Below are 23,024 nucleotides of genomic sequence, written 5' to 3'. Positions count from 1 at the left end.
TTAAAGTGAGTTCAAGAACGCCAGCAGCGCGGCACGCTGCTCGGCGTTGAAAGACAAAACCTGTTGCTGCGCCTTCTCCGCTTCGCCGCCATGCCAGAGCACGGCTTCGAGCAGGTTGCGGGCGCGGCCGTCATGCAGAAACTGAGTGTGACCACTGACTGCCTGCGTCAGACCGATCCCCCACAATGGCGGAGTGCGCCAGTCGCGGCCGGAGGCCTGGAATTCCGTACGGTTGTCGGCCAGACCGTCGCCCATGTCGTGCAGCAGCAGATCGCTATACGGGCGAATCACTTGATTGGCCAGTTCAGGTTCGGCGGCGTTGGCGGCGGTGGTGTATTTGGGCGTGTGGCAGGACTGGCAGCCAGCCTGGAAGAACAGGTTCTTGCCGGCCAGCACTTGTTCGTCGTTGACGCCACGACGTGCTGGCACTGCGAGGTTGCGTGTGTAGAACAGCACCAGACGCAGGATGTTGTCGCTGACTTCCGGCTCGCCGTCCGGGCCATTGCCGTTCGGCGCCTGCTTGCACGCGGTTTGCGCGTCGGTGCAGTCATCGAAGGGTCTCAGGCTGGTGGTCAGGCCCATGTCTCCGGAAAACGCGTGGACATTCTGCTGATTGAGATTCGGTTGTCCGGCTTTCCAGCCAAAACGGCCGGCCACGGTTTTCTGTAACTCATCGTCCCAGACCCGATTTACGCGACCCTTAATGCCGTTGTTCTCTTTGGCCTGCGCGGCGGCGTTGGCGAGGATCGCTTCTTCGGGAATGGCTTCGAGCAGGCCGAGGCCGATCATCGGCGGCGCGACCCGGGCCGAGAAACGCGTGTCCGGGTGCATCGGGCCGTAGCCCAACTGAGTGAATTGCAGAACCGGTTTGCGCAGCTCCACTTCGGTGCCGTCCTTGAAGCGGATCGGCACCGGCGTGTACTCGACGCGCACCTTGCCTTCGGGTGTGACCCCGGGCACGGCCATGTCCTGGAACTGGCCGCCGTAGACCGGCTCCGGCACCACGCCGACTTGCTCGATGACTTTGGCATAGGCCGGTGAATCAGGGATCGACAGACGCACCAGCATCGACACCGCGTTCGCCGCATCCGGCGTTGGCGGATGTCCACGACCATCCTTGATGTGGCAGTTCTGGCAGGCGTTGGTGTTGAACAGCGGGCCGAGGCCATCGCGGGCGGTGGTGGTTGACGGGGCGATCACCCACGGACTGCGGAAAAAGCTGTTGCCGACACTGAAGTCGACCCGACGCGACGGCGGCAGATTGGCCGAAGGTAGCGAGAATGCGTTCTGATCGGTCTTGCGCACGGTCGCCGCCCCGCCCGAACGCGCTTCACCGGGCTCAGCCTTGGTAAAACGCGGGGCGTCATCGCAGGCACTCAGGCCCAGGGCCAGAAACAGTGCGGACAAGCGAAGCGGCAGCGAGGGCATCAGACATCCTGCGGACGGGCGAAAACAAAGGCGCAAAGTCTAACAGGGCGAGTGAGTTTGAATAAGAGGAATTATCGTTTGCTTGATATGGCGCAACTCTCAAGTCCAATGCAAATCCCCTGTAGGAGCTGCCGCAGGCTGCGATCTTTTGATCTTGATCTGTAAAAGCAAAATCAAAAGATCGTCCGATCGCGGCCCGAGCCTGCGGCAGCTCCTACAAGGGAATGTGTTTGGCAGGCATGAAAAAGGCGACCCGGAGGTCGCCTTTTTCAGTCGAACGCGCGTGATCAGAACTCGTGATCAGCGTTGTCCGGGTTCAGGTCGCTGATGCCCAGCTTGCCGGCAGCGGCTTCGATCGAACCGGTCTGCTTGACCAGAGCTGCGATAGCGTCACGCACGATCTGGTTGCCGGCGGTGTTGCCTGCAGCGATCAACTGGTCGTAGTGCTCACCCTTGTTGGCGTGATCGACCATGACCTGGATCTTCGCTTCGGTAGCGGCCAGATCGGCTTTCAGCGCGTTGTCGGCAGCCGGGTCGGCCTTGGCCACCAGCGACGACAGACTGGCACCGGTCAGCTTGGTGCCGTCGGTGCGGGTGTATTCACCCAGGTACACGTTACGAATGCCTTTGGCATCGTAGAAGTGCGAGTTGTGGGTGTTATCGCTGAAGCAATCCTGTTCGTCTTCCGGGGAGTTGGCTTCCAGGGAAACCTTCATGCGCTCGCCCGCCAGTTCGCCCAGGGACAGGCTGCCCATGCCGAACAGCATTTTGCGCAGGCCGCTTTCAGCCGGTTCGGCTTCCAGGGTGGCGCGGTAGTTGTCAGCCACGTTCGGCTTCCAGTTGCCGACCATTTCTTCGAGGTCGCTGACCAGCAGTTGGGTCACGGCTTTCAGGTACGCACGGCGACGATCGTTGTGACCGCCAGTGGCGCCTGCGCCTTCCAGGTAGTCCGACGCAGGTCGGTTGCCGGCGCCCGGGCCGGTGCCGTTCAGGTCCTGGCCCCAGAGCAGGAATTCGATGGCGTGGTAGCCAGTGGCAACGTTGGCTTCGGAACCGCCCAGCTCGTTGAGGCTGGCGAGTTTTTCCGGGGTGATGTCTTTCACATCGACCTTGTCTTCGCCGACCTGCACTTCAGTGTTGGCGATGATGTTGGCGGTGGCGCCCGGGTTGCCCAGCGCGTGCTCGTAGGATTTGTCGACGTAGTCGATCAGGCCTTCGTCCAGCGGCCAGGCGTTCACCTGACCTTCCCAGTCGTCGATGATGGTGTTGCCGAAGCGGAACACTTCGCTCTGCAGGTAAGGCACGCGCGCAGCGACCCAGGCAGCCTTGGCGGCTTTCAGGGTGTCGGCGTTCGGTTTGGCGAGGAACGCGTCGACCGCGGTTTGCAGGGTTTTCGCAGTGGATTCGGCATCGCTGTAGACGGCGAAGACCATGTCGGCGTAGTGCGCGACCACAGCCTTGGCGGCGGCTTCATCGACTTTACCGGCAGCGGCAGGTGCTGGAGCGGCGGCGCTGCTGGCGGCCGGCGTCGGCGCGGCCGGGGCGGCAGCCTTGTCTTTGCCTTCGCCGCAACCGGCGAGGGAAATAGCGATGGCCAGCAGACTGGCGGTAGCCAGAGGCATACGAATCATGGCGAACATCCTGCTTCGGTAATGGAATGGACAGGGCGCGGGGGTGCGCAAAGCTGCGACATAATGCAAATCTTTCGCATTATGTGTAAAGGGTTGTGGCTGGAAATATTTCTTGTTTACGCCAGTGTGATGGCGCAGATCAAAAGATCGCAGCCTCGTTTCACTCGACAGCTCCTACAGGGGAATGCGATCCCTGTAGGAGCTGTCGAGTGAAACGAGGCTGCGATCTTTGATCTTCTAGAGAATGGCAGCGTTGCTGCGTTGTGCCTGCTTGAGATAAGCGCCCAGCTCCCGGGCAGGCAGTGGCTTGCTGTAGTGGTAGCCCTGACCTTCGTGGCAGCCTTCGGAGATGATGTAGGATTCCTGCTCGGCGGTTTCCACGCCTTCGGCGATCACCTGCATGCCCAGGCTTTTGCCCAGTTGGATGATCGCGCGAACGATGGTCGCATCGTCGTCGTCATCCAGCAGATCCTGGACGAAGCTCTTGTCGATCTTGATCTTGTCCAGCGGCAGACTTTTCAGATAACTCAGCGATGAGTAGCCGGTGCCGAAGTCGTCGATGGCGATCAGCGCCCCGGAGCGGCGCAGGCTCAGCAGGTGTTGGGCGGCGGTGCTGATGTCTTCCATCAGGCCGGTTTCGGTGACTTCCAGTTCGAGGCTGCGCGGCGGCAGGCGGTAGATCTGCAGCAGGTTGTTGACCACCCGCGGCAACTCGGCGTGGTGCAGTTGCACGGTGGACAGATTGACCGCCATGCGCAGATCGACAAAGCCCTGATCGTGCCATTCGCGCAATTGCTTGCAGGCCTGATCCAGCACCCACTCGCCGATGGCGATGATCGTGCCGTTCTGTTCGGCCAGCGGAATGAACAGGTCCGGCGGCACCAGACCGTGTTCCGGGTGCTGCCAGCGAATCAGCGCTTCGACCCCGACCACGCGGTGATCGCGGTAGCTGATCTGCGGCTGATAGACGAGGTAGAACTGGTCGCGAATCAGCGCATCGCGCAGGTCTTTTTCCAGTTCGCGACGGCGACGCATCTCGCTGTCGACGCTGGCGATGTAGAACTGATAGCGATTGCGCGAGCGGGTCTTGGCCAGCGTCATGGTCTGCTCGGCCTTCTGCAACAGCTTCTCGGTGCTGTCGCCATCCTCGGGGAACAGGGTGATGCCGATGGTCGCGCGCAGACGGATTTCCTGATGGTCGAGGGCGAACGCCGCTTCCAGATCATCGAGGATGCTCTGCGCCAGCTCTGCCGCTTCATAAGGTTGTTCGATATCGGCCTGCACCAGCGCGAACTGGTCGCCACCCAGCCGGGCGAGGGCGCCGAGGCGACCGCTGTGGGCGCGCAGGCGGTCGGCCAGCGCCAGCAGCAACTGGTCGCCGGTCTGGTAGCTGAACTGCTCGTTGATCCCTTTGAAATCATCCAGCCCCACGCACAACACTGCGACCCGGCGTTGCAGCTTGCCGGCGTCGACCAGAATCTTGTCCAGTTGCTGCTGCAATTGCTGGCGGTTCGGCAGGCCGGTGAGGAAGTCGTACTGGGCCATGCGCAGCAGGCTGTTTTCCGCTTCGTGGCGCAGATGGGTGTTGCGTTCTATCGATTCGAGCAACTGGTTGGCGGTGTTGATCCAGATGCCGAGTTCATTTTTTTCGTGACCCTTGAGCTGTGGAATCTTGTGCTCGCTGGGGCGATCGGGATTGATTTCGGTCAGGTGCTCGATGATCCGCGACAGCGGCTTGGTCAGCAGCCAGTGATAAACCAGATACAACACCAGGCCCATGGCCAGGGCGCGCAACACGCCGGAAATGAAAATAATCACCGAACTGACGATGAAACTCTCGCCATAGGTGGCGGTGTCGAGGGTGATGCTCAGGTCGCCGTAATACTCGCTGTAGGGACCGCGACCGACCAATTGAGTGGTGAAGGTGCGTTCCTGACCGAGAATCAGGTCAGTCAGCCAACGGCTGTTGGAGTGCTGCAACTCACGGGATTTCTGCGCGAGCATCGCTTCGTTGGGATGGCCGATGGAAGCCTGGCGCACCGCGTCGTCCTGGAACAGGCCTTCGATCACCTGCATGCCCATTTCCCGGTCGAGGCTGTAGACCGCCTGAGTGGATGGGTCGCGGAACATGTCGAGGATACGCTGGGCGTCGCCGGCCACCGCCTGGCGGGTTTTATAGGCATCGAAAACGATCTGGGCGCAGCTCAAGACCACGCCGACGATCAATGCCGAAAGGAGCACGACCCGGAGCAACTTCACCGACAAGCTGTTCTTGAGTTCCAGCTTCAAAGGGTTATTCCTTGTTCCGTGCGGGTAGCGTCAAGTTGCCATGAGTATTGGCAATCCCGTGTTGGCAGTCAAAGGGACAATCAAGCCTCGGAACATTTGCCCGTGGCCTTGGCCGAAATACTGCTGTCTGGAGTCTCAGCTCTATTTGTACTGTGTCGGTAGTTTCGGCCCTCAACTTGAGCAGTCTGGAACAAATTTTCGCTGATTTGATGGTAGCCCGCTGTGCTGCACCGGCAAGCGGCCGGAGCCATCGTTCATCGTGAAAAAAAAGCAGGCATAAAAAAACCCGGCCGTAGCCGGGTTTTTTGACTGGCGCGTAGCTTAAGCGGTGAAGGTTTTGCCTTCGAACTGCTCGGCAACGAACTTCCAGTTGACCAGGTTCCAGAACGCTTCAACGTACTTCGGACGCAGGTTGCGGTAGTCGATGTAGTAAGCGTGTTCCCAGACGTCGCAGGTCAGCAGCGGGGTGTCGCCGCTGGTCAGCGGGTTGCCGGCGCCGATGGTGCTGGCCAGGGCCAGGGAACCGTCAGCCTTTTTCACCAGCCAGCCCCAGCCGGAACCGAAGGTGCCGATCGAGGTTTTGCTGAACTCTTCCTTGAACTTGTCGAACGAACCGAAAGCCGCGTTGATGGCTTCAGCCAGCGCGCCGGTTGGTTGACCGCCGGCGTTTGGCGCCAGGCAGTTCCAGTAGAAAGTGTGGTTCCAGACCTGAGCGGCGTTGTTGAAGATGCCGCCCGAGGAAGTCTTGACGATCTCTTCCAGGGTCTTGCCTTCGAACTCGGTGCCTGGCACCAGGTTGTTCAGGTTCACGACATAGGTGTTGTGGTGCTTGTCGTGGTGAAATTCCAGGGTTTCCTTGGAAATGTGCGGCTGCAGGGCATCGTGTGCGTAAGGCAGCGGCGGCAATTCGAAAGCCATGATGATTCTCCTAATCAGGTCTGTTGCGGTGAGCGCAAGGCCGATCACGGGCGGCCAGAAATGCACCGACGAGTTTTTACTCTTTGCGGCGCAGGGTTCGGATCATAGCACCGGGGTCAAGGCTTAACCACGCAACAACTGTGTGGGATAGAGGTTCCAGAGCTGTTTGGAATAAATCACTGCGCCAATATCAATTGCCCTGCCACCGTGAACATCATCACTGCCACCAGAAGATCGAGAATCCGCCAGGTACTCGGCCGAGCCAGCCACGGCGCGAGCCATGCGGCACCGAGGGCGAGGGTGAAAAACCATAGCAGCGAGGCACTGGCAGCGCCCACTACATAAGCGCCCGGCACCGACTGCTGTGCGCCGAGAGAACCGATCAACAGCACCGTATCGAGATAAACGTGCGGGTTGAGCAGCGTCACCGCCAGCGCGCTGAGCATCACCGCGCGCAACGAGCGTACGGTGTGGTTTTCACCCTGATCCAGACTCTGTTTCGAGAACGCCCGGCGCAACGCCTGGCTGCCGTACCAGATCAGAAAAACGGCGCCGCCCCAGCGTGCCACCGCGAGCAATGTCGGGTTCTGCGCCAGCACGGTGGCCAAGCCAAACACCCCGGCCGCCACCAGCAGCGCATCGCAGGCGACACACAGCGCCGCCACCGGCAGGTGATGTTCACGGCGCAGACTCTGCGCCAGCACAAAAGCGTTCTGGGTGCCGATCGCCATGATCAGCCCCAAGGCCACCAGTAGGCCGTTCACATAGCTTTGCCACATAAAGAGTTACTCCGCGTTGGCTGCGAGATCGCGCAGCACGTGCATGGCGCGTTCGGCGTCGGCCTGACCGACAAACAAATGATCGTGGTAATAACCGGCGATCACGTTGCAACTGATCCCGGCCTTGCCCAATGCACTGGCGAACGCAGCGGTGAGGCCGACTGCTTCCAGTGCCGAATGCACGTTGAGGGTGATCCACGCCGCCACATAATCGAAAGCGAACCCGGCGCGTTCGGCTTGACTGCGTTCGAGGATCACGGTCAGGCCTTCCTGCTCGCGGAAACTGCCGACAATCTCCACACCGCTCGGCAACTGGCCGTCACGCAGGGTGCAGAACACGTATTCGCCGGCATTGAGCTGCGGGCTCATGCTGCGCAGCAGAGTTGAGAGTGAGGTTTCGCCAGCCATTGCCGTGTTCCTTGATAAAGAGTGCTTGCTGGCTATTCTCCGGTCGAAAGCGGTATAAGAAAAACCAATAGTGCTGATCGCTCATTAGGAAAACTGATGTTCGACTACAAATTGCTTTCCGCTCTGGCCGCCGTGGTCGAGCAGGCCGGATTCGAACGCGCCGCGCAGGTGCTGGGCTTGTCGCAATCGGCGATCTCCCAGCGGATCAAACTGCTGGAAGCGCGGGTCGGCCAACCGGTGCTGGTACGCGGCACGCCGCCATCGCCGACCGAGATTGGCCGGCGGCTGCTCAACCATGTCCAGCAGGTGCGCCTGCTCGAGCGTGACTTGCAGACCCTGGTGCCGGCGCTCGACGAAGAAGGCCTGCCGGAGCGTTTGCGCATCGCCCTCAACGCCGACAGCCTCGCCACCTGGTGGGCCGAAGCCGTGGGTGATTTCTGCGCCGAGCAGCATTTATTGCTGGATCTGGTGGTGGAAGATCAGACCGTCGGCCTCAAGCGCATGCGTGCCGGGGAAGTGGCGGCGTGTGTCTGTGCCAGCGAGCGCCCGGTGGCCGGTGCGCGTAGCGTGTTGCTCGGGGCGATGCGTTATCGGGCGCTGGCCAGTCCGGCGTTCATCGAGCGGCATTTCCCCGACGGGGTGCGTGCCGAACAGCTGCCGAGGACCCCGGCGCTGGTGTTCGGCCCGGACGATTTTCTCCAGCATCGCTACCTCGCATCGCTCGGTGTCAATGGTGGTTTCGAGCATCATTTGTGCCCGTCCTCCGAAGGATTTGTGCGTCTGACCGAAGCCGGGTTCGGCTGGGGCCTGGTGCCGGAACTGCAAGTGCGCGATCAACTGCAACGCGGCGTATTGCGCGAACTGTTGCCAGATAAACCGATCGATGTGCCGTTGTACTGGCATCATTGGCGCAATGGCGGTCAGCTGCTGGCCTTGCTGACGGAGCAATTGCTACGTTCTTCACCGCGCTGGCTGGTGCCCTTGGGCTGATGGTCAGCGTCAAGAAAGACGTATAGGTAAACGAAAGACATCGGAGCGTTACATGAAAATTCTGGTCACCGGCGCAAGCGGCTTCATTGGCGGACGCTTTGCGCGTTTCGCGCTGGAGCAGGGCCTGGACGTGCGGGTCAACGGTCGCCGGGCCGAGAGCGTCGAGCATCTGGTGCGCCGTGGCGCCGAGTTCGTCCCGGGCGATCTCACCGATGCGGATCTGGTGCGCGAGCTCTGTGCCGACGTCGAAGCCGTGGTGCACTGCGCCGGCGCCGTCGGCTTGTGGGGGCGCTATCAGGACTTTCATCAGGGCAACGTGCAGGTCACCGAAAACGTCGTCGAAGCCTGCCTCAAGCAGCGCGTGCGGCGGCTGGTGCATCTGTCGTCGCCATCGATCTACTTCGATGGCCGCGATCATCTCGGCCTGACCGAAGAGCAAGTGCCCAAGCGCTTCAAACATCACTACGCGGCGACCAAATACCTGGCCGAGCAAAAGGTCTTTGGCGCGCAGGAATTCGGTCTGGAAACCATTGCCCTGCGCCCGCGTTTCGTCACTGGCGCCGGCGACATGAGCATCTTCCCACGCCTGCTGAACATGCAGCGCAAGGGGCGTCTGGCGATCATTGGCGACGGTCTGAACAAGGTCGACTTCACCAGCGTGCAGAACCTCAACGAAGCGCTGCTCAGCAGTCTGCTGGCAGCCGGTTCCGCGTTGGGCAAGGCCTACAACATCAGCAATGGCGCGCCGGTGCCGCTGTGGGATGTGGTCAATTATGTGATGCGCAAGATGGAAGTGCCGCAGGTCAGCAAATACCGTTCGTACGGTCTGGCCTACAGCGTTGCTGCGCTCAACGAAGGCGTGTGCAAACTCTGGCCGGGCCGCCCGGAGCCGACCCTCTCGCGGTTGGGCATGCAAGTCATGAAGAAAAATTTCACCCTCGACATCAGCCGCGCCCGGCATTATCTGGACTACGATCCGAAAGTCAGCCTGTGGTCGGCCCTCGACGAGTTCTGTGGCTGGTGGAAAGCTCAGGACATCCGTTGATACAAGTCGGTCGGCCGGCAATGAACCGCACTGCCGCTTGAGGGTCAATCCCTGCGGCTGCGGCGGTTATACTTCGCAGCATTTAGCCATCACCGCGTTCCACAAAGGTTGCCTCAATGTCCATGCGTAACGATGCCAACGACGATTTCGACGATGTACCGAGCCTGCGGGCCGACACCTTTGACGACGATGACATTCCGCCCTCCGCCCGCACCTCGGTGCACTCGCGCACGCCGCCGGTGGTCAAGGTCAAGGCCGCGAGTACCGGGCCGTTGTGGGCACTGGTCGGCGCGCTGTTCTTCGCCTTCATCGGTCTGGCCTGGTGGAGCTTCCAGCAGATTTCGCTGATGGAGCAGCAATTGGTCGCGACCCAGGAAAGCTTTGCGCGCATCAGCGAGGAAGCGGCGGGGCGCCTGCAGGACATTTCCGGCAAGGTCGTCGCCAGCCAGAGCAACGTCAACAGCGACAGCGAAGCCTTGAAGCTGCAGATCAGACAGCTGGAAACCCAGTTGCTGGATCAGAGCAAACAGCAGCAAGGCGTGGTCGGTCAGGCCAGCGATCTGGACAAGCGTCTGGCGCAGATGACCGCGCAGACCACCGAACAACAGAACGCCAATACCCAGTTGCAGGCTCAGGTCAAAGCCTTGAGCGCCGAACTGGCGACCCTGAAAAGCGCCCCGGCCGACACCGGTAAGGTCGACGCTCAGCTCAAGAGTTATGACGCGCAGCTGAAAAGCCTCGGCGCTGATATCACCGCGCTGAAAAAGCAAGGCAATCCGAGCGCGGCGATCGAGCGTCTGGAGCAGGAAATCGTCGTTCTCAAGAGTGAACAGGACAACCGTCCGGCCGCTGCGCAGGGTGGCGGCAATACCGCCGAGTTCGACGCATTCCGCGGGCAGATGACCCGCAACCTCAACACCCTGCAGGCGCAGATCCAGAACCTGCAGCAGCAGATCAATGCCCGGCCGTAGGGCCTGATGAACTGTAGCCAGGGACCTTTGTGGTGAGGGGATTCATCCCCGATGGGGCTGCGCAGCAGCTCCCTGGTATCAACTTGGTGTGTCAGGAAATGTGTGTTGCCTGAATATGGGCTGCTGCGCAGCCCATCGGGGATAAATCCCCTCGCTACAGGATGCGGCGCCCCCGTCCGACCCCAAGCCGTCTACGCTCTTGAAACACCAACAAGAACGAGGGATGCGTTATGGGGTTTTTGCATAAAGTGGCGTGGCTCGGGGTGATGCTTTTTGTGGGGGCAGGGCAGGTCAACGCCGCCACCGCGCAGAAGGACGACAGCAAGGCCGCCATTGCGCTGCTGGAAAAGGCGCTGGCCTATTACCACGACAATGGTGACAAGGCCTTCGCCGCGTTCAGCCGTCAGGGCGAGTTCGTCGACAAGGATCGCTACGTGTTCGTAGTCGACACCAAAGGCGTGATGCTCGCCAGCGGCGGGCCGTCCTCAGCCTTGATCGGCCGTGACGTCAGCGAAGTGCTTGCGCCGGATTTGCAGAAAGCTTTCAAGGACGCCCTGCTGGTGCCGGAAGGCAACGGCATCCAGCAAGCCGAATACCGCTGGCAGAACTGGGCCGACGGCAAGGTCGAGCGCAAACATGTGTATTACCAGCGCATCGGCCAGCGCATTCTGGCCGTCGGTTATTACTTGCCGCGCGCTTCAGCCGAGCAGGCCAAGGCACTTCTCGACAAGGCTGCTACCGATCTGGGGAAAAACGAGAAGGGCACGCTGACGGCCATCAACTCGCTCAAGGGCGGGTATCTGCAGGATGACCTGTACGTGTTCGTGGTCGATCTGGACACCCAACGCTACGTTGCCCACGGCACCAACCTGCGCTTGATCAACACCGATTTCAGCAAGATCAAGGACCCGGAAGGCAAACCGGTGGGTGAGCCGATTCTGGCGCTGATCGCCAAACAGGACGACGGTGAATACGAATACCGCTGGAAAAACCCGGTGACCGGCAAGGTCGAGGACAAGCATGCGTATCTGAAGAAGGTCGGGCATTTTCTGGTGGCGGTGGGTTACTACAGTCCCTGAGTGAACTGCCTTTGTAGGAGTGAGCCTGCTCGCGATGAAGGTGTGTCATTCAACAATAATGTCGACTGACACACCCTCATCGCGAGCAGGCTCACTCCTACAGGGGATCAAGGTGTTGCTGTTATTTGGCGCCGTGCTCGCGCCCGCGCAGCAGGTTGTTCGGCATCGCAATCGCCGCCGCCAGCCCCAGCAGCGACACCGCCGTACTCACCCACAGCAAATGCCGGAACGTCACCGAAAGCTCGGCGCGCAAGGCGTTCTGTGCATCACCCGGTGCGGCGTTCAAACCGTCGAGCAGCACATTGCCCGAATGACCTTCGCTGAGCAGCGAGTTGCTCGCCAGGTGGGCAAAACTCGAATCCTGCAACAATGCCAGCAACAGCGCCGACATCAACGCCACACCCACTGCGCCGCCCAGCGAGCGGAACAGGTTGGTGGTGCTGGTGGCGACGCCGATGTCGCGTTGCTCCACCGAGTTCTGCGTACCCACCAGTGAAGTCGGGAACTGCATGCCGCCGGCAATCCCGCTGAGCAGCATGAACAGGCTGCTGAGCAGCGTCGCATCGGGTGGGCTGAACGCCATGCCGAGAATCGAGATCGGCATCAGCAGCGCGCCGGTCAGAATCTGTGGTTTGTAACGGCCGGTGACCGAGGTGCGGCGTCCGGCGAAATAAGCGCCAATCGGCAACCCCATCGCCAGCGGCAGCAAGTGCAACGCCGCCGCATCGGCCCCGGCACCGGTGACGCTCTGAAAGCGCAGCGGCATCAGCACGATCAGCGAGATCGCCTGAAAACTGGTGAAGAAAATCGTGCACCAGCACAGCAACGCGTTGCGGTTGGTGAACAAGTGCATCGGCAGCAGCGGCTCACGCGCCCGGCGTTCATGCCAGACGAACACCGCCAGCACCAGCACCGCGCAGGCGAACAAACCGAGCACTTCACTGCTGCGCCACGAATGACCCTGACCGACCTGGGTGATGGCCAGCAGCAGCGCGGTCAAACCGATGATCATCAACAGCGTGCCGAGGTAGTCGATGATCGGTTTGCGCTGCGGAATCGGCAGCCCGCGCAGATTGCGATTGGCAACCCACCAGGCGCCCAGCCCCAGTGGCAGATTGATCAGAAACACCCAACGCCACGACAGATACTCGGTCATGTAGCCGCCGAGCACCGGCCCGGCGACGCTGGCCACCGCGTACATGCTGCTGAAATAACCCTGATAACGCCCGCGTTCGCGCGGCGGGACGATGTCGCCGATGATCGCCTGACTGACCGAAATCATTCCGCCGGCACCGATGCCCTGGAGAATCCGCGCCAGCACCAGTTGTTCCATGCTTTGCGCCATCCCGCAAAACAGCGAGGAGAGGGTGAACAGGCCCATGCCGAACAGCATCAGTTTGCGCCGTCCGTACAGATCACCGAGTTTGCCGTAGATCGGCACGGCCACGGTCATCGCCACCATGTACCCGGAAATCACCCAGGCCAGCAGGCTGACGTCCTTGAACTGTGCGGAGATGGCGGGCATCGAGACGGCGACGATGGTCTGGTCCAGTGCGCCGAGAAAGATTGCCAGCATCAGCGCGACCAGCACGCTGCGAATGGCCGGTTTGGGTGTTTCAGGCTGGTGAAGATTGGTCACGGGCAAAACCTGCGGGCAGTGAGAGTCCCGCAGTTCGTCAGGCGAGCGGGAATGCTCGCCAGTGTAAGTCGATAGCAGGCTATTCGATAGCCTCATACGGAAGTCCGACGTAATTTTCTGCAATGGTTTTTCGACCGGCTTCTGAACTGACAAAGTAGTCCAGTTCCGAGGCGCTGATGCGCTGGCTGAAATCATCGTGCTCGTCGAAACGGTGCAGCATCGAGGTCATCCACCAGGAAAACCGCTCGGCTTTCCATACCCGGCGCAGGCAGATTTCCGAGTATTTCTCCAGCAGATCGGTGCGCCCTTCGCGATAAACCTTCAGCAGGATATTGAACAGCGTGCTGACATCGCTGGCGGCCAGGTTCAGGCCCTTGGCGCCAGTGGGCGGGACGATATGCGCGGCATCGCCAAGCAGAAACATCCGCCCGTACTGCATCGGCTCGACGACAAAACTGCGCAGCGGCGCGATGCTTTTTTCAATCGACGGGCCAGTCACCAGTTTCTCGGCAAGCGCGGCGGGCAGACGGGTTTTCAGCTCAGCCCAAAAGCGCTCGTCGGACCAGTCGGCAACGTTCTCCTCGGCCGGTACTTGCAGGTAATAACGGGTGCGGGTGGCCGAACGCATGCTGCACAGGGCAAAGCCGCGTTCGTGCCGGGCGTAGACCAGCTCTTCGTGCACCGGCGGGGTGTCGGCGAGAATCCCCAGCCAGCCGAACGGATAGACCCGTTCGAAGATCTTCAGGCAGGACTCGGGAATCGACTGCCGGGCCACGCCATGAAAGCCGTCGCAACCGGCGATGTAATCGCAATCGACGCGCCAGGTTTCGCCATCCTTTTCGAAGGTGACAAAGGCCTCGTCGCTTTTCATGCCGTGAGGAACGACATCGCTCACTTCATAAAACGACAGCGCCCCGGCCTCCCGACGAGCGGCCATCAGGTCGCGCGTGACTTCGGTCTGACCGTAAACCATGACGGTCTTGCCGCCGGTCAAAGCCTGCAGATCGATGTGGGCCAGACGCCCATCCAGTGCCAGATCGAAGCCGGCGTGCACCAGTCCTTCGGCATCCATGCGCGCGCCTACGCCGGCCTGGCGCAACAGCTCTACCATGCCTTGTTCAAGCACGCCGGCGCGAATTCGTCCGAGGACATAGTCGGGTGTCTGGCGTTCGAGAATCAGGGTGTCGATGCCGGCGTTGTGCAGCAACTGACCGAGGAGCAATCCGGACGGACCGGCGCCAATGATGGCGACTTGGGTTTTCAGCGTTTTCATTGTTTTTATGACTCGCAAGCTTCACGCGACAGGCGCCGGTGAATGATTTTTATGGATCGAGTGCTTGCATTTTTCCCTTGCGGGTCTGTCAATTGAAGGTGAAAACTGAGCCGATACCTGTACATTCTGCCAATCGGTGCGATTATCGCCCGCAACCTCGAGGCCTGGATTGAAGTGATGAACAAGCCTGACCTGCCTTCGATTCCGGTGTTCAAGCTCTACGGTGAAAGCCTGGACTGGCCGACCCCTGACTTGCTGCACTGTGAAACCATTTCCAAACGCAGCCGCGAACATCAATGGGAAATCAAACCCCACCGCCACGCCGATTTGTGCCAGTTGCTCTTCGTCTTCAAAGGTCAGGCAGAGCTTGAAATCGAAGGTCAACGCACGCAGCTCAACCAACCCGCGATTCAAGTCCTGCCACCGTTGTCGGTGCATGGCTTTCGCTTTTCCGAGGACGTCGAAGGATTCGTCGTCACCCTCGCCAATCCGCTGATCAATCACCTGCAGGCGCAACTGGGCAGTTCGGTGCACGCACTGGCCCAGGCCGAGCACTACCCGGCGGGCAAGGACGCGGAGTACCTGAACAGTCTGTTTTCCGCGTTGCAGGCCGAATACAACGGCCATCAGCCGGCGCGGGAAATGCTCATGCATTCGCTGGTCAGTGTGATCATGGTCTGGGTCAGTCGTCAGGCGCTCGTGCGCCATAACGCCAGCCAGCGGCCGCAACGCCAGCGCGAGTACCTCAACGGGTTCATTCAATTGGTGGAGGAGACGTACCGTCAGCATGTGAAGGTCGAAGACCTCGCCCATCGCCTGGGGATTTCGGTATCACACCTCAATGGCACCTGCCGCGAACTGGCAGGGCAGCCAGCGCTGCAGATCATGCACGAACGCCAGTTACTGGAAGCCAAACGTTTGCTGACCTACACCAGCATGACCATTTACGAGATGTCGGAGTTGTTGGGGTTTTCCGATCCGACCAACTTCACGCGCCTGTTCCGGCGCAGGGTGGGGATTTCGCCAAAGGCGTTTCGCGACCGGCTGAAGGCCGAACAGTGATCTTGTAGACACCGCCGCCCCCTGTGGGAGCTGGCTTGCCAGCGATTGCGTCCTGTCAGTCAGAACTGAAGGCGTCTGGGCCACCGCCATCGCTGGCAAGCCAGCTCCCACAGGGTTGATAGCAACCCGAATCAGCGCAATGCGTTAAGCGTCGCATTGTGCGGAATGCAGCGCTCGAAATTGCAGCTGGCGTATTCGCGCGGCAGTTGTCGCAGTTGCTCGACCCGCCAGGCCGCGGTGCCGTACAGCGCCAGCGTGGCAGCGCAGGTGATGAAAATCGCGAAGTACCTTCTTGTTCTGATGTTCATGGCGTTGACCTCTGAACGCATACCCTGCGGTATTACTTTCAGCATAGAACAAGATCAAAAGATCGCAGCCTGCGGCAGCTCCTACATTTGGAATGCATTTCCTCTGTAGGAGCTGCCGAAGGCTGCGATCTTTTGCTTTTCTACAGCCCCACATCCCACTCTGGATTCTCGGGAAACCGCTGCACCAGAAAATCCAGCATGCTGCGCAACGCCGCCGGCATATGCTTGCGTGAGGCGTACACCGCGTAGATGTTCATCTGCCGCGGCTCGGCACCCGGCAGCAGGCGCACCAGTTCACCGGCATGCACATGCACCCCGGCCTGATAGGTCGGCAGCATCGCCACGCCGGCACCGGCCAGGGTTGCGCGCAATAGAGTGCTGGCCTCGTTGGCGCTGATGTTGCCCTGCACCGGCACCGACACGGGCTCGCCGTCCTCCTCGAAATGCCACAGGCTCTTGCCGAAGTAGGAGTGGGTCAGGCAGTTGTGTCGGCTCAGGTCCTCGACCCGTTGCGGTGGCGGGTTGTCGCGCAAATAAACCGGTGCGGCGCAGACCACCGAGCGGCACACGGTCAGGCGCCGGGCGATCAGGTTCGGATCGAGGTCATTGCTGGTGCGGATCGCCAGATCGATACGCTCATCCACCAGATTCACCGTGCGGTCGAGCATCTGCAGGTCGATGCTGACCCCGGGGTAACGTTTGACGTACGCCGCCATCGCATCGGCCAGTTGCGCCTGGCCGAACGAGGTGCTGACGCTGATGCGCAACAAACCGCGCGGCGCATCGTGGGGTTCGCTGACCGCCGCCTGCATGTCGGTCGAGAGTTCGAGCATCTGCCGACAGCGCGGCAGGATTTCGCTGCCGGCGGCAGTCAGGCTCAATTTGCGTGTGGTGCGGTGCATCAGGCGCGCGCCGACCCAGTCTTCCAGCTCCGCCAGATAGCGCGACACCACTGGCCGTGACAGGTCCAGATGATCGGCCGCCGCCGACTGGCTGCCCAGATCCACCACGGTGACAAACACGCGCATTGCTTGAAGACGATCCATGATTTGCCCGCTTTCAGAAACAAACTATGTCCAAGCATCGCATTTTTTGTACCGAGTCAGGCAACTAAGCTCTGTCCCATCGCCAAACACGGCATTTGGATCACGGAGCAACAGATGATCGGCTTCACTACCTTCAAGCGCGTATTGCTGGCCACCGCCACCCTCGGTTTTGCGGCCCACGCCGCTGCCGCCAACCTGACCCTGGATGTCTACAACCCAGGCACCAACGCGATTTTTCCGGTGACCTCGGTGCTGGTCAGCGGCGAGAAAGACGCGATCCTGGTCGATGCACAATTCGGCAAGGCCCAGGCCGAGCAGGTGGTGGAGAAGATCCGCGCCAGCGGCAAGCACCTGACCACCATTTACATCAGCCACGGTGACCCGGATTACTACTTTGGCCTCGACACCCTGACCCAGGCCTTCCCCGACGCCGAAGTGCTGGCCTCGCAGCCGACCGTGGATCACATCAACAAAACCGTCGCCGGCAAACTCGCCTTCTGGGGCCCGAAAATGGGCGCCGACGTACCGGCCAAAACCATCGTGCCGGGCGTGCTCAAGGGCGATAGCCTGATGCTCGAAGGACAGAAATTGCAGGTGGTCGGTCTTGAAGGCAAACAACCGGATCGCAGCTTCGTGTGGATTCCGTCGCTCAAGGCCGTGGTCGGTGGCGTTGTGGTCGCCGAGAATATTCATGTGTGGATGGCCGATACCCAGACCGCGCAATCCCACGCCGACTGGCTGCAAACCCTGCACTCGATCGAAACCCTGAAGCCGAAAACCGTGGTGCCGGGTCACTACCTGGGCGAGAGCAGCCGCTCGCTGGCCAGCGTGAAATTCACCGCCGACTACATTAAGGCTTTCGACGAAGAAACCGCCAAGGCCAAGGATTCCGCCGCACTGATCAAGGCCATGCAGAAGCGCTACCCGAAACTCGGCGAAGAAAGCTCGCTGGAACTGAGCGCCAAAGTCGCCAAGGGCGAGATGAAGTGGTAACCCGATTGATCTGAAACAGAGGTCCACAGGGAATACCGCTTCACGATTAGATTTATGCCGTCGTTGAAACTCTCAAGCCAACTGGAGAATGTCATGAGCAAGATCGCAATCATTGGTGCCACCGGCCGTGCCGGTAGCCAACTGCTGGAGGAAGCCCTGCGTCGCGGGCATAGCGTCACTGCCATCGCCCGCGACACTTCGAAGATCGGCTCGCGTAGCGGTGTGGTCAGCAAGAATGTCGATGTGCTGGATTCGACGGCGCTGCAAGCGGCAGTGGCCGGTCACGACGTGGTGATCAGCGCCGCGCACTTCGCCACCATCCCGGCCAGCGCCGTGGTCGGTCCGGTGAAGCAGGCGGGCGTGAAACGTCTGCTGGTGGTTGGCGGTGCCGGTTCGCTGTTGCTGCCGGACGACACCCGAGTGATTGACAGCGCCGGTTTCCCCGCCGAGTACAAAACCGAGGCCAGCGCTGGCGCGGCGTTCCTCGATGCCTTGCGTCAGGAGAAGGATCTGGACTGGATCTTCCTCTCGCCATCGGCCGAGTTCGTCGAAGGTGAGCGCACCGGTACCTTCCGCGTTGGCAAGGATCATTTGCTGTTCAGTGCTGAAGGTCGCAGCTGGATCACCTTCGCCGATTACGCGATTGCGCTGATTGACGAAGTGGAAACGCCGAAGCATTCGCGTCAGCGGTTTACGGTCGGCTACTGACCTGCAAACGCAACCTCTGTAGGAGCTGCCGCAGGCTGCGATCTTTTGATCTTGTTTTTTAAAATCAAAGTCAAAAGATCGCAGCCTGCGGCAGCTCCTACAGGGGAATGTGCTGATTCAGCGGGTATGCGCCTGTTCCACCAGCCAGATCATCAATTCCTCCAACTGCGGCGACGCTTCCCCGCCCTGCGGCATCACCACGTAGTAGCCCAGCCCCGTCTTCACCTTCAGATCAAACGGCATCACCAGCCGCCCCGCGCGCAGGTCGTCGCCGATCAGCGACCAGTCGCCAATCGCCACCCCCGTTCCATGCGACGCCATCGACATCGCCTGATCCAGCGTTTCGAAATGCTGCCCGGTGTTGACGTTGCTCAACTGCAATTCGGCAGCAGTCAGCCACACCGTCCAGTCCTGGGTGTCGCGGGTCGGATGCAGCAGCAGATGCTGTTGCAGATCGGCCAGTTCGCTCAGCGCCGGTGGGCCTTTCAGTAACGCTGGCGAACAGACCGGCGTCAGTTGTTCATCAAACAGATGCAGGGCAGTCGAGGAGTTGTCCGGCGGCGTGCCGTAGATCACCGCCGCATCGAATTGCTCGCGCTGGAAGTCGACGCCATGGGCCAGCGTGGTGGTCAGTTTGACCGGCACGTCCGGGCGTTCCTTTTGCCATTGCAGCAGGCGCGGCACCAGCCAGCGCATCACGCAACTTGGCGCCTTGAGTTGCAGGGTTTGCCGCTTGCGCCCGATCTGCTCGGTGGCCTCGCTGATCAGGCCGAAGATCTTTTCCACCCGGGGCAGCCATTCACGTCCTTCGGCGGTCAGTTCCAGGCCTCGGGCCAGACGGATGAATAGCTCATACCCCAGATGATCTTCCAGCCCGGCAATCTGCCGGCTCACTGCGCCCTGAGTGATGTGCAACTGCTCGGCTGCCCGGGTGAAGTTGCAGCACTGCGCAGTAATCAGAAACGTGTGCAGGGCGGGCAGGGGAGGCAGTCGTTTCATGTGGATCCAAGGTATGACGTGAGGACATGGCTAGTATGACTTTTAATCGATTGTTGCCGCTACCTGCCGCCCGTTCAATGAGCTCATTGAAGGGGCCCTTTGTAGGAGTGAGCCTGCTCGCGATAGCGGTGTGTCAGTCACCGTAATGTTGAATGTGAAGACGCCATCGCGAGCAGGCTCACTCCTACACAAAGGCCTTGTGTCTCAAACGAACAAGAAGGGCAATCGACATGGCGACGTGTGGCGAAGTACTGGTCAAGTTACTCGAGGATTACGGGGTCGAGCAGGTGTTCGGCATTCCCGGGGTGCACACCGTGGAACTGTATCGCGGGCTGGCCCGTTCGAGCATCAACCACGTCACTCCACGGCACGAGCAGGGCGCCGGATTCATGGCTGACGGCTATGCGCGCACCAGCGGCAAACCGGGTGTGTGCTTCATCATCACCGGCCCGGGCATGACCAACATCACCACCGCGATGGGCCAGGCCTACGCCGACTCGATCCCGATGCTGGTGATCTCCAGCGTGCAGACCCGCAGCCAGTTGGGCGGCGGTCGCGGCAAGCTGCATGAGCTGCCGAACCAGAGCGCGCTGGTCGGTGGCGTCGCGGCGTTCTCCCACACCCTGATGTCCGCTGCGGAATTGCCGGGCGTGCTGGCCCGTGCTTTCGCGCTGTTTCAGGCCGGGCGTCCACGTCCGGTGCACATCGAGATTCCGCTGGACGTGCTGGTGGAAGAAGCCGATGAACTGCTCGCCAGCATTCCGGTGCACATCGACCGCGCCGGGGCCGCACCGGCTGCCGTACGGCGCATGACTGAGTTGCTGGCCGGCGCTCAGCGTCCGTTGATCCTCGCCGGTGGCGGCGCGATCGATGCCGCCGCCGAACTCACCGAACTGGCCGAACTGCTCGACGCCCCGGTGGCGCTGACCATCAACGCCAAAGGCATGTTGCCGTCCAGCCATCCGCTGCTGATCGGCTCAACGCAAAGCCTGGTCGCGACCCGCGCACTGGTCGCCGATGCCGACGTGGTGCTGGCGATCGGCACCGAACTGGCCGAAACCGATTATGACGTGACCTTCGCCGGCGGCTTTGAAATCCCCGGCAAGTTGCTGCGCATCGACATCGACGCCGACCAGACCGTGCGCAACTATCCGCCGCACGTGGCCTTGGTCGCCGACTCGCGCAACGCCGCACAAGGGCTGCTCGGCGCACTGTCGCAGCAGGCGCTGGCCGAGCGGCGCAATGATTGGGGCCAGGTGCGGGCAGCGCGTCTGCGCGATGAACTGGCCGCGACCTGGGACGTGCCAACCCTGGCCCAGACCCGTTTTCTGGAAACCGTACTGCACGAGTTGCCGGACGCAGTATTCGTCGGCGATTCCACACAACCGGTGTACACCGGCAACCTCACCTTCAACCCGGAGCGACCACGGCGCTGGTTCAACTCGTCCACTGGTTACGGCACCCTCGGTTATGCCTTGCCGGCGGCGATTGGCGCGTGGCTTGGCGGCAGCGTCGAGGGCGGCGCTCGTCCACCCGTGGTGTGCCTGATCGGCGACGGTGGCTTGCAGTTCACCCTGCCGGAACTGGCCAGCGCGGTTGAAGCGCGCACGCCGGTGATCATCCTGCTGTGGAATAACCAGGGCTACGAAGAGATCAAAAAATACATGGTCAACCGCGCCATCGAACCGGTCGGCGTCGACATCTACACCCCGGACTTCATCGGCGTTGCCAAGGCGTTGGGCTGCGCCGCCGAAGCGATCAGCTCGGTTGAGCAATTGCGCGGCGCGCTGCGTGCCGCCACTGATCGTCAGGGCCCGACCCTGATCGAAATCGAACAGAACCAATGGATGCAGGCGGTGGCCCAATGATCAATTTCCCAACCACACTCGATGGCCTGTACATCAACGGTCAATGGTCGGCCGGGCGTGAACACCTGCGGGTGATCAATCCGGCGACCGAAGCGCTGCTAACCACGGTCAATGGCGGCGATGAAAGCGCGGTTGATCTGGCGGTCAGCGCGGCCACTGAAGCGTTCAAGCACTGGTCGAAAACCAGCGGTGCCGAGCGCGGTGCGATCCTGCGCAACATCGCCAATGGCGTGCGCAACGGCCGCGATCATCTGATGAAGCTGCAGTCGAGCAACAACGGCAAACCGCAATTCGAAGCGGCGATCGACGTCGATGATGTGATCGCCACCTTCGAGTATTACGCCGGGTTGGCCGAAGGCCTCGACGCACAACTCGACAGCAACGTGGCGCTGCCCAGCGATGACTTCAGCGCGCGTCTGCGTCGTGAACCGTGCGGTGTGGTCGGGCTGATCGTGCCGTGGAATTTCCCGATGGTCACCACCGCGTGGAAACTTGCGCCTGCCTTGGCCGCCGGTTGCTGCGTGGTGCTCAAACCGTCGGAAGTCACGCCGCTGCCGGAGCTGGAACTGGCGGCGATCATTGCCGAGTCCGGCTTGCCCGACGGTGTGTTCAACCTGGTTTGCGGCACCGGTCTGGCGGTCGGTGCACCGCTGTCGGCGGACCCGCGCATCGCCAAGATTTCCTTCACCGGCAGCAATGCCGTCGGCGTGCAGGTGATGCAGCGCGCCGCCGAAACGGTGAAGGGCGTGAGCCTGGAACTGGGCGGCAAATCTTCGCTGCTGGTGCTTGAAGATGCCGATTTGGAACTGGCGGTGGAACTGGCCTGCGGCGGCGGTTTCTTCAACGCCGGGCAGATGTGCTCGGCCACCAGCCGGGTGCTGGTCGCCGATGAGCTGGCCGATGAGTTTCTTGAGCGTCTGCAAAAGCGCGCGCAAGCGATTCGCGTGGCCGATCCGTTCGACCCGGACGTGGAGATGGGCGCGCTGGTCAATCAGGCGCAATACCAGCGCGTGCTCGGCCACATCGATCGCGGTTTGAGTGCCGGGGCGAAGCTGGTGTGCGGCGGTAATCGTCCGGCGGATCTGCCACGCGGCTATTTTTTGCAGCCGACAGTGTTCACCGACGTGCCCCTCGACAGTGCGTTGTGGTGTGAAGAGATTTTCGGCCCGGTGCTCTGCGTGCGCAGTTTCAGCAGCGAAGCCGAGGCGATTGCCCTGGCCAACGACAGCCAGTTCGGGCTGGTCGCCAGTGTGGTGACGCGTAACGCCGAGACCGCCGACCGCGTCGCCAACGCCCTGCAGGCGGGGCTTGTATGGCTCAACGCGCCGCAAGTGATCTTCCCGCAGACGGCGTGGGGCGGTTACAAGCAGAGCAGCATCGGTCGTGAATTGGGGCCGTGGGGCCTGGCTGCGTTTCAGGAAATCAAACACGTGATCCGGGCGCTCTGAACGCCCGAAAACGGTGAGTGCATGCCTCGCAACGAGGCATGCGTCGGTGTCATGGCTTCGATGAGTTTTTATCGATAGTCAGGTGTATTGCACGACCTCAGGATGAACCCGTCGGCAGCGCTGCAGGCCTTTTAATACAAGG

The 23,024-nt window shown here is 61.1% G+C and carries 20 protein-coding genes; 9 read left to right on the top strand and 11 right to left on the bottom strand.

Features of this window, described 5'->3' with window-relative positions:
• From JN524_RS06910 to JN524_RS06885, 6 genes are all read right to left on the bottom strand, one after another.
• A complete protein-coding gene (locus JN524_RS06910; RefSeq protein WP_202368905.1) occupies window positions 1–1,428 on the bottom strand; it encodes a di-heme oxidoreductase family protein in 1,428 nt (475 codons plus the stop codon).
• Window positions 1,429–1,715: 287 nt separating this feature from the next.
• Window positions 1,716–3,059 carry an imelysin family protein gene (locus JN524_RS06905; protein WP_202368904.1) on the bottom strand — a complete coding sequence of 448 codons (1,344 nt, stop codon included), beginning with the start codon at window positions 3,057–3,059 and terminating at the stop codon, window positions 1,716–1,718.
• 237 nt (window positions 3,060–3,296) lie between these two features.
• Window positions 3,297–5,348 (bottom strand): putative bifunctional diguanylate cyclase/phosphodiesterase, encoded by a 2,052-nt coding sequence (locus tag JN524_RS06900; RefSeq protein ID WP_007964026.1) that lies wholly within the window; start codon window positions 5,346–5,348, stop codon window positions 3,297–3,299.
• Window positions 5,349–5,669: 321 nt separating this feature from the next.
• A complete protein-coding gene (locus JN524_RS06895; protein WP_003227660.1) occupies window positions 5,670–6,266 on the bottom strand; it encodes a superoxide dismutase in 597 nt (198 codons plus the stop codon).
• 176 nt (window positions 6,267–6,442) lie between these two features.
• A complete protein-coding gene (locus JN524_RS06890; protein WP_202368903.1) occupies window positions 6,443–7,045 on the bottom strand; it encodes a LysE/ArgO family amino acid transporter in 603 nt (200 codons plus the stop codon).
• A gap of 6 nt (window positions 7,046–7,051) precedes the next feature.
• Window positions 7,052–7,453 carry an ACT domain-containing protein gene (locus JN524_RS06885; RefSeq protein WP_202368902.1) on the bottom strand — a complete coding sequence of 134 codons (402 nt, stop codon included), beginning with the start codon at window positions 7,451–7,453 and terminating at the stop codon, window positions 7,052–7,054.
• 96 nt (window positions 7,454–7,549) lie between these two features.
• On the opposite strand from JN524_RS06885, the gene JN524_RS06880 reads away from it, so the two are divergent.
• From JN524_RS06880 to JN524_RS06865, 4 genes are all read left to right on the top strand, one after another.
• A complete protein-coding gene (locus JN524_RS06880; RefSeq protein ID WP_202368901.1) occupies window positions 7,550–8,443 on the top strand; it encodes a LysR family transcriptional regulator ArgP in 894 nt (297 codons plus the stop codon).
• Window positions 8,444–8,495: 52 nt separating this feature from the next.
• Window positions 8,496–9,488 (top strand): NAD-dependent epimerase/dehydratase family protein, encoded by a 993-nt coding sequence (locus JN524_RS06875; protein ID WP_027612479.1) that lies wholly within the window; start codon window positions 8,496–8,498, stop codon window positions 9,486–9,488.
• A gap of 116 nt (window positions 9,489–9,604) precedes the next feature.
• Window positions 9,605–10,459: an ATPase gene (locus JN524_RS06870; RefSeq protein ID WP_202368900.1), complete on the top strand. Its 855-nt coding sequence runs from the start codon at window positions 9,605–9,607 to the stop codon at window positions 10,457–10,459.
• 230 nt (window positions 10,460–10,689) lie between these two features.
• On the top strand, window positions 10,690–11,538 hold the full coding sequence (locus tag JN524_RS06865; protein WP_096795121.1) for a cache domain-containing protein: 849 nt from the start codon (window positions 10,690–10,692) through the stop codon (window positions 11,536–11,538).
• 121 nt (window positions 11,539–11,659) lie between these two features.
• Here the strand turns inward: JN524_RS06865 and JN524_RS06860 are convergent, their stop codons facing one another.
• Together JN524_RS06860 and pobA are read right to left on the bottom strand one after the other, a co-directional pair.
• Window positions 11,660–13,177: a DHA2 family efflux MFS transporter permease subunit gene (locus tag JN524_RS06860; RefSeq protein WP_202368899.1), complete on the bottom strand. Its 1,518-nt coding sequence runs from the start codon at window positions 13,175–13,177 to the stop codon at window positions 11,660–11,662.
• Window positions 13,178–13,256: 79 nt separating this feature from the next.
• Window positions 13,257–14,450, bottom strand: coding sequence for a 4-hydroxybenzoate 3-monooxygenase (gene pobA / locus JN524_RS06855; protein WP_202368898.1), 1,194 nt, complete (start codon window positions 14,448–14,450; stop codon window positions 13,257–13,259).
• Between the two features lie 177 nt (window positions 14,451–14,627).
• Between pobA and JN524_RS06850 the strand changes: the two genes are divergently transcribed.
• Window positions 14,628–15,512: a helix-turn-helix domain-containing protein gene (locus JN524_RS06850; protein WP_007964041.1), complete on the top strand. Its 885-nt coding sequence runs from the start codon at window positions 14,628–14,630 to the stop codon at window positions 15,510–15,512.
• Window positions 15,513–15,643: 131 nt separating this feature from the next.
• Here the strand turns inward: JN524_RS06850 and JN524_RS06845 are convergent, their stop codons facing one another.
• Both JN524_RS06845 and JN524_RS06840 read right to left on the bottom strand, forming a co-directional pair.
• Window positions 15,644–15,820: a hypothetical protein gene (locus JN524_RS06845; RefSeq protein ID WP_007964044.1), complete on the bottom strand. Its 177-nt coding sequence runs from the start codon at window positions 15,818–15,820 to the stop codon at window positions 15,644–15,646.
• A gap of 140 nt (window positions 15,821–15,960) precedes the next feature.
• Window positions 15,961–16,866: a LysR family transcriptional regulator gene (locus tag JN524_RS06840; RefSeq protein WP_202368897.1), complete on the bottom strand. Its 906-nt coding sequence runs from the start codon at window positions 16,864–16,866 to the stop codon at window positions 15,961–15,963.
• Between the two features lie 114 nt (window positions 16,867–16,980).
• Between JN524_RS06840 and JN524_RS06835 the strand changes: the two genes are divergently transcribed.
• The gene (locus JN524_RS06835; RefSeq protein WP_202368896.1) at window positions 16,981–17,859 is read left to right on the top strand and encodes an MBL fold metallo-hydrolase; all 879 of its coding nucleotides are present in this window, start codon (window positions 16,981–16,983) and stop codon (window positions 17,857–17,859) included.
• 93 nt (window positions 17,860–17,952) lie between these two features.
• Window positions 17,953–18,567 carry an NAD(P)-dependent oxidoreductase gene (locus JN524_RS06830; RefSeq protein ID WP_202368895.1) on the top strand — a complete coding sequence of 205 codons (615 nt, stop codon included), beginning with the start codon at window positions 17,953–17,955 and terminating at the stop codon, window positions 18,565–18,567.
• A gap of 117 nt (window positions 18,568–18,684) precedes the next feature.
• Here JN524_RS06830 and JN524_RS06825 read toward each other — a convergent pair whose 3' ends face one another.
• A complete protein-coding gene (locus tag JN524_RS06825; RefSeq protein WP_202368894.1) occupies window positions 18,685–19,566 on the bottom strand; it encodes a LysR substrate-binding domain-containing protein in 882 nt (293 codons plus the stop codon).
• Window positions 19,567–19,796: 230 nt separating this feature from the next.
• On the opposite strand from JN524_RS06825, the gene JN524_RS06820 reads away from it, so the two are divergent.
• On the top strand, window positions 19,797–21,434 hold the full coding sequence (locus tag JN524_RS06820; protein ID WP_202368893.1) for a 5-guanidino-2-oxopentanoate decarboxylase: 1,638 nt from the start codon (window positions 19,797–19,799) through the stop codon (window positions 21,432–21,434).
• A complete protein-coding gene (locus tag JN524_RS06815; RefSeq protein WP_202368892.1) occupies window positions 21,431–22,882 on the top strand; it encodes an aldehyde dehydrogenase family protein in 1,452 nt (483 codons plus the stop codon). The genes JN524_RS06820 and JN524_RS06815 overlap by 4 nt, the downstream gene beginning before the upstream one ends.
• Window positions 22,883–23,024: the final 142 nt, after the last annotated feature.

Source organism: Pseudomonas sp. MWU318, from assembly GCF_016756945.1.
Taxonomy (GTDB): domain Bacteria; phylum Pseudomonadota; class Gammaproteobacteria; order Pseudomonadales; family Pseudomonadaceae; genus Aquipseudomonas; species Aquipseudomonas putida_A.
Note: the sequence above shows the minus strand (reverse complement) of the source record. Positions and strands in the feature narration are given on the sequence as shown.